The following is a 6,616-nucleotide window of genomic DNA, read 5'->3' on the forward strand; positions in this document are numbered from 1 at the left end:
CGGGCCCCTCCTCAGCGGGCGGCGACGGTGCGTACCGAGGAGATGTCGTTGTCCGTCGGCTTGGTCAGGCCCGCGTTGCCGCTGCATCCGTAGTAGGCCAGGTGCATGAGGCTGGACGGGCAGCCGCCGTGGTAACTGACGTTGGGGCCGCCGTCCATCAGACCGAAGATGTGCCCGGTCTCGTGGTTGATCAGCGTGTCGGAGCCGAGGTGGTCGGCGTCCATGTGCACGTATCCCCACTCGTAGTGGACGTGGCTGCCGCTGGCCGCCCGGGTCTGCACGTCGAAGGTCACGCAGCTGACGTTGTCGGAGCCGCAGGCCGGGACGACAGAGTTGTTCGGCCGGACCCAGTACTCGTAGTCGATCTGGGACCGCCGCTCCCCGTAGGAGGAGCAGGCGTTGTCCATGGGCCGGATGTCGATCCGCACGTCGGTGCTGCCGTCGGACTTGGTCATCAGGTGCCAGCTCGGGGTGCCCGTGTTGAACAGCGCGGACTTGATCCGGGAGAGGGCGTACGAGTGGGTCGCGCCACCGATGATGTTGACGCAGAATTCCTCGTCCTCGATGCCGTGGTACGCCGTCCAGGTGTGCATGTCGGCCAGGTGCCGCTGCTCCCAACCGCTGTGCGAGCCGTGGGCCGACGCCGGACCGGCCTGGAGCGTGGCCGCCACCAGGCTGGTGAAGAGGATGGCCGCCCACATCAGCGGGCGCTGCCGCCGAGGGGGTCGATCGAGTCCGGGCATTGCTACCTCCTGGAGTGGCACCGGTGCAGCGGTACGAGCTGCGGCAGTAGATCGAAAGAAGACGATCGAGAGACAACTGCCATGATCGACGCCCACGCGCGATCGGTCAGGACGCTTCTTCGGCTGACGGCTGTTCGGGTGTCACCGGGTGACCCCCGGCGCTTTTCCATCGACGAGACACGAGAGGTGGTGGCACCCGATTTCGCCACCACCCATTTCCTGCCGCCGCTGCTCTGGACCCCTCATGAGGCGGGCAACTGCTGCCGCTCGGGTCGGTCGTGGCGGATGGGAATCGCTCGCGAGCGAGCACGTCGGCGCTGCTTTACCATGCCTGAGAGCTTCCAGGGCCGCAGGACTGCCTCAGCAGTAACCAGCCCCTCAGCAGCGGGGCTCCGCGACCGAAACTCGGTCCGGGTGAGGAGGTTGCACGGGGATGAGCGGTGCCGAACCTCTGTCGCCAGGCGCTGCGGTGTTCGCCAGCGATGTCGAGATCGGGCGGGATCTGGCGACGGTGGACTGGGCGACGACACCGCTGGGGGCGCCGGACGGCTGGCCGCAGAGCTTGCGTACGGCGGTGAGCATCCTGTTGTCGTCGCGGTTCCCGATGTGGATGGCGTGGGGCCCCGACCTGACCTTCTTCTGCAACGCCGCCTACCGTCGGGACACGCTGGGCAGGAAATACCCGTGGGCGTTGGGCAGGCCGGCCAGTGAGGTGTGGGCGGAGATCTGGCAGGACATCGGCCCGCGTATCGAGACGGTGCTGAACACCGGACAGGCGACCTGGGACGAGGCACTACTGCTGTTTCTCGAACGGTCCGGCTACCGCGAGGAGACCTACCACACGTTCTCCTACAGCCCGCTGCGCGACGACGACTCCACGCTTGTCGGAATGTTGTGCGTGGTCAGCGAGGACACCGAGCGGGTGATCGGTGACCGGCGCATGGCGACGTTGCGGGACCTGGGTTCCGACCCCAGCGTGGTGCGCACGGAGCAGGAAATGCTCGCTTTCGCCAGTCGGCAACTGAACAACAACACCGCGGATCTCCCATTCACGCTCACCTACCTGTTCGATGGCGATGGTGGCGCGCACCTGGCCGGAGCCACCGGAATATCGGCCGGGCATTCCGCCGCGCCGGCGCAGATCGCCGTCGACGGTCCGGAGGCGGTGTGGCCGACGGCGGACGTGGCACGCGGTAGGTCGGCACTGGTCGCGTTGACCGGGACCGCGTTCGGCGGACTACCGACGGGCGGTTGGACGCAGCCACCGTCGCAGGCGTTGCTGGTGCCGCTCCTGCAGCAGGGCGGCGCCCCGTACGGATTCCTGGTGGCGGCGTTGAACCGTTACCGCCCGCTCGATGACAGCTACCGAGGGTTCGTCGAGCTGGCTGCCGGGCACATCGGGGCGGGAATCGCGAGCGCGCGCAGCTACCAGGCGCAGCAGCAGCGGGCGGAGGAGTTGGCCGAGCTGGACCGCGCCAAGACCGCGTTCTTCTCCAACATCAGCCACGAGTTCCGCACGCCACTGACCCTGATCATGGGGCCTCTCGCGGAACTCGACAGCCGGTTGAGTGACGCCGACGAGAGTGTCCGCGAGGAACTCAAGGTCATCCACCGCAACGCGCTGAGGCTGGGCAAGCTCGTCAACGCCCTGCTCGACTTCTCCCGCATCGAAGCGGGCCGCATGCAGGCCCGTTATGAGGCGGTGGACCTCGCCGCCGTGACCGTCGACCTCGCCAGTGTGTTCCGCTCCGCCGTCGAACGGGCCGGGCTGGCCCTGGACGTGGACTGCCCGCCGCTGCCCGAACCGGTGTACCTGGACCGGGGCATGTGGGAGAAGGTCGTGCTCAACCTGCTCAGCAACGCGCTGAAGTTCACTTTCGCAGGCGCGGTCCGGGTCAGCGTACGGACCGAGCACCGGCAGGCAGTCGTCACCGTCGCCGACACCGGGATCGGCGTTCCCGCTGACGAGATGCCGCGGTTGTTCGAGCGGTTCCACCGCATCGAGGACGCCCGGGCGCGCTCCAACGAGGGCAGCGGTATCGGTCTGGCCCTGGTGAAGGAACTCGTCACCCTGCACGGCGGCAGCATCACCGCCGACAGTGCCGTGAACGAGGGCACCGTCTTCACGATCCGCCTGCCCTTCGGCGTGGCCCATCTTCCGGCCGACGCCCTGGCACCCGCCGCCAGCGTGGCACCGGTGTCGACCACGGCCGACCCGTTCGTCCAGGAAGCGCTGCGCTGGCTGCCGCCCGCTACGACCCCGGCGGGCGAACACTCACCGAGCGCTGCCGGTGACGTCGCGACCCGTGAGGTCGATGCGAACGAGCGGCTGGTTTCGGGCGCGCCGGCGAGCGTGCTGGTGGCCGATGACAACGCCGACATGCGGGAGTACCTTGCCCGCCTGTTGCGCTCCGCCGGCCACCGCGTGACGACAGTCACCGACGGGCAGGCGGCGCTGGAGGAAGCCCGCGCGAACACGCCTGACCTGATCGTCAGCGACGTGATCATGCCGCGTCTCGACGGGCTGCGGTTGGTGGGCGCTCTTCGCGCCGATCCTCGCACGGCGGGCACGCCCGTGCTGTTGCTGTCCGCGCGAGCCGGCCAGGAGGCGTCCATCGAGGGCCTGGAGGCCGGCGCGGACGACTACCTGGTCAAGCCGTTCTCCGCTGCAGAACTACTCGCCCGGGTGCGGGCCAACGTGGAGTTGGCGCGGATGCGCAACCATCATGCCCGTTGGCGTACGGCGCTCGTCGACTCCCTACAGGAGGCGTTCTTCGTCTGCGACGAGAGCGGCGCGGTCGTCGAGATCAACCCGACGTTCACCGACATCCTCGGCTACGGCCCCGAGGACCTTCCCTACACACCCGTGCATCCGTGGTGGCCCGACCAGGCAACCGAACCGGAGGCCTACCAGCAGGTGAGCGCCGCCTTCGCCATGCTCGTCGGGCAGACACGGGGCACCTACACGATTCCCGTGACCCATCGCGACGGCCACCGGTTGTGGGCGGCAGCCTCCTTCAACCAGGTCGAGGACCCCGACACCGGCCGGCACGTGATCGTCGGCACCTTCCGGGACGTCACCGCCGAGCACTACGCCGTTCAGCGGGAAACCGCGCTGGCCGCCCTGAGCGTGCGCCTGTCACAGGCCGAAACACTCACCGACGCCCTGGACGGCGTCCTCGACGAGTTGCGGAAACTGTGGCAGGCGACGGGCGTCCTCGCAGCGGTGTTCGACGGTTCGCACCTGCCCACGGTGGTCGCCACCGAACCGCGTACCCGATGGGACACGCTGTCCGACAGTCACCGGCGGGCTCTGACCGAGCTACGCGACAAGCCGCCGCTCACCACGGTCGCGCACCACACGAGCGGCGCCGGCATCACCATGGAACACCCCCACGGCACCATGGCGCTGTGGATCGACCTGGGCGAGAAGAGGCCCTTCACCGACCAGGACCAGACGCTTCTCGCGCTGCTGGCCGGTCACGTCGGGCAGGGACTACACCGGGTCCACCAGATCGACCAGCAACGCGAGACCGCCCTGGCGTTGCAGCGTGCCATCCTCGGGCCCGCACAGCTACCCAACGGTTTCGCCGTGCGGTACGCCCCCGCCACCCGTCCGCTCAAGGTCGGCGGTGACTGGTACGACACCGTCGAACTCGTCGACGGTCGAATCGGCATCGTCGTCGGGGACTGTGTCGGGCACGGCCTGCAGGCGGCCACCGTCATGGGCCAACTGCGCAGCGCCTGCCGAGCCCTGTTGCTACAGGACTCCAGCCCCGCTCGTACCTTGGCGGCTCTGGACCGGTTCGCCTCCCGACTGGCCGGGGCCATGTGCGCCACCGTGTTCTGCGGAGTCCTCGACCCCGACACCGGGCGCCTGCGCTACGGCAGCGCCGGCCATCCCCCGGCCATCGTCGCTCACCCCGACGGCACGACACACCTGCTGGACCAGGGCCGCTCACGGCCGCTCGGCGTCCACTCCGGCACCGAGCGGCCCGAAGCCGAGTACGCCCTGCCCGCCCGCGCCACGCTGATGCTCTACACCGACGGTCTGGTGGAACGCCGCCGGCAGCCTCTCAGCGACGGCATCGACCGGGCCGCCGCCGTCATCCAGAACGGACGCGCCGCACCGGTGGAGGATCTCGCCACCGAGATCATGGATGAGCTGGCACCCGCACGCGGCTACGACGATGACGTGGCCGTTCTCCTGTACCGTCACCCCGGCCCGCTGGAACTCGACTTTCCCGCCGATGCCACCCGCCTCGCTTCCGTCCGTACCGCCCTGCGCGGCTGGCTCGACCGCTGTGGCATGGACCCTGCCAGTGCCCACAACGTGCTGGTCGCCGCCGGTGAGGCTTGCGCCAACGCCATCGAACACGGCCACCGCGACGCCCCCGGCGGCCAGATCCGACTACGGGCCACCGCCACAGGGGAGGGCCTACGCCTCACCGTCGCCGACAGCGGCCGGTGGAAGCTGCCTGAGGCCGCGACCAGTACCCATCGGGGACGCGGGCTCGTCCTCATGCACGCTCTGATGGACTCCATCACCGTTGTCCCCGGCGCCACCGGCACCACCGTCGACATGCAGGCGAGGATCACATGACCACCGCACTGACTCTCACCACCACCGACAGCGAGGCAGACGGTGGCCGGGTCCTGACCGCCAGCGGCGAGATCGACATGAGCAACGCCGACGCGTTCGCCACCGCCCTCGCCGACGCCGTCGAGTCGAACGAACGCCCTCTCGTCGTGGATCTCACCGCCGTCGAATACCTCGACAGCGCAGGCCTGTCCGCGCTGTTCGCCCATGCCGATCACGTCCGCCTCGTCGCCAGCCCGATCCTCGCCCCGGTCCTCACCGTTGTCGGCCTGGCCGACATCACCACCGTCCGCAGCGCGTGATCGACATGCGGCGCCTCGATCCGGAGCAGGCCCGGCATCCACGACTGGACGAGGAACTCCCCGCCGCCGCACCGTGGAGTCGCTACCGGGTAACGGCAGAATGCGAGGCGTGCACGACGTTCTAGACAGCCAGGCCCGTCGCCCAGCCCTTCGGGTGGCTCGCGCCGTGACCGAGGTGTTCGCGCCGGCGCTGCTGGCCGCAGCCATGCCCGTGGTTGTCGGAGTGACCAGCGTGTCACCCATCGGGACAGGCCTCGGATGGGCGCTGGTCGGCGCTCTGTTCTGCTCCGTCATCCCCAACACCCTGATCTGGTGGGGTGTGCACCGAGGCCGGCTCACTGACCACCACATCCGCGTACGCGAGCAGCGGAGAGCGCCGCTGGGCTGTGGCCTGCTGTCTGTCTCCGTCGGACTGGCTCTGATGATCAGCCTCGGTGCCCCGCGGCCAGTCACCGCAATGGTCGTCGTGATGTTCGCTCTCGGTCTGGCGGTCACCGCGGCCAACCTGGTCTGGAAGCTCAGCATCCACGCAGCGGTGGCCGCCGGCTCAGCCGCGGTGCTCGTGATCGAATTCGGGCCCGCGCTCCTCGCCTCGGTGCCCGTGGTGGCACTCGTCGGCTGGTCGCGGGTGCGTCTGCGCGATCACACCGTGGCCCAGGTGATCGTTGGCACCGCCGTGGGCATGCTCGTCGCGATCCCGGTATTCCTCCTCCTGCAATGAATCCCGCCCGACCTGGGTGTCCGATCGGCCCCGCCGCGCTGTGCTCTTCGCCTCCGGCACGGCGACCTGCTGTGCCCGCCCTCCGGCGGCCCTGCTGGGCCGGTACAGCCCGCCGTTCCTCGACTCCGCCCATAGGCATGACCGACACTGCCGTGTCACTTGCGCTTGCGGATCTCCTCCGCGGCCTGTGGGACGATCTTGAACAGGTCGCCCACCACACCGAAATCGGCAAGCTCGAAGATCGGCGCCT

Annotated in this window: 4 protein-coding genes; 3 read left to right on the top strand and 1 reads right to left on the bottom strand. The window is 69.1% G+C overall.

Annotation, left to right across the window (positions count from 1 at the left end; genetic code table 11):
• Window positions 1-11 precede the first annotated feature (11 nt).
• Window positions 12-743 carry a hypothetical protein gene (locus ABZ809_RS31915; protein WP_357566358.1) on the bottom strand — a complete coding sequence of 244 codons (732 nt, stop codon included), beginning with the start codon at window positions 741-743 and terminating at the stop codon, window positions 12-14.
• Window positions 744-1,212: 469 nt separating this feature from the next.
• Between ABZ809_RS31915 and ABZ809_RS31920 the strand changes: the two genes are divergently transcribed.
• The 3 genes from ABZ809_RS31920 to ABZ809_RS31930 all read left to right on the top strand — a co-directional run bounded on the left by ABZ809_RS31920 (window position 1,213) and on the right by ABZ809_RS31930 (window position 6,366).
• The gene (locus tag ABZ809_RS31920) at window positions 1,213-5,346 is read left to right on the top strand and encodes a SpoIIE family protein phosphatase (RefSeq protein ID WP_357566359.1); all 4,134 of its coding nucleotides are present in this window, start codon (window positions 1,213-1,215) and stop codon (window positions 5,344-5,346) included.
• Window positions 5,343-5,645 (top strand): STAS domain-containing protein, encoded by a 303-nt coding sequence (locus ABZ809_RS31925; protein WP_357566360.1) that lies wholly within the window; start codon window positions 5,343-5,345, stop codon window positions 5,643-5,645. The genes ABZ809_RS31920 and ABZ809_RS31925 overlap by 4 nt, the downstream gene beginning before the upstream one ends.
• Window positions 5,646-5,754: 109 nt before the next feature.
• Complete coding sequence (locus ABZ809_RS31930; protein ID WP_357566361.1) at window positions 5,755-6,366, top strand: phosphoesterase PA-phosphatase; 612 nt, start codon at window positions 5,755-5,757, stop codon at window positions 6,364-6,366.
• Window positions 6,367-6,616: the final 250 nt, after the last annotated feature.

Source organism: Micromonospora sp. NPDC047074, assembly GCF_040643815.1.
Taxonomy (GTDB): domain Bacteria; phylum Actinomycetota; class Actinomycetes; order Mycobacteriales; family Micromonosporaceae; genus Micromonospora.

Excerpts from the sequence above, each read along its gene's own strand:
- ABZ809_RS31915 (WP_357566358.1), bottom strand. The coding sequence starts at position 743 with ATGCCCGGACTCGATCGACCCCCTCGGCGGCAGCGCCCGCTGATGTGG.
- ABZ809_RS31925 (WP_357566360.1), top strand. The coding sequence starts at position 5,343 with ATGACCACCGCACTGACTCTCACCACCACCGACAGCGAGGCAGACGGT.